The 278-nt window shown below is 58.6% G+C and carries 1 protein-coding gene; it reads left to right on the forward strand.

Features of this window, described 5'->3' with window-relative positions; genetic code table 11:
• Positions 1-44: 44 nt before the first annotated feature.
• A partial coding sequence (locus EN824_RS36775; RefSeq protein WP_189522306.1) for a hypothetical protein occupies positions 45-278 on the forward strand: 234 nt, incomplete at its 3' end.

Here is a 278-nt window from a genome sequence, read left to right on the forward strand (position 1 = left end):
CCCTGGGGAAGGCCGTGGTCATGTGTGTGGAAAGCCCCGGTCAGGTGCAGACGCGAACCTCTTCGATCACCCTTGTGGTGATGGCGCCAGTGCTTGACCAGTTCGATATGGCAGCGGTGATGCCTGAAGTGGCGACGGTACTCACCGCCATGGTTGTCTTCATCGTCTCCATATTGCCCATACTGGTCGTCGCCATATTGGCCGTCGCCATACTGGTTGTCGTAGCTGTGGCTGTGATGGTGGCGACGTACGATGACTACGCCATTGTCGGACGGCTC

Origin of the sequence: Mesorhizobium sp. M8A.F.Ca.ET.181.01.1.1 (genome assembly GCF_004792025.1) — a bacterium.
GTDB lineage: Bacteria > Pseudomonadota > Alphaproteobacteria > Rhizobiales > Rhizobiaceae > Mesorhizobium.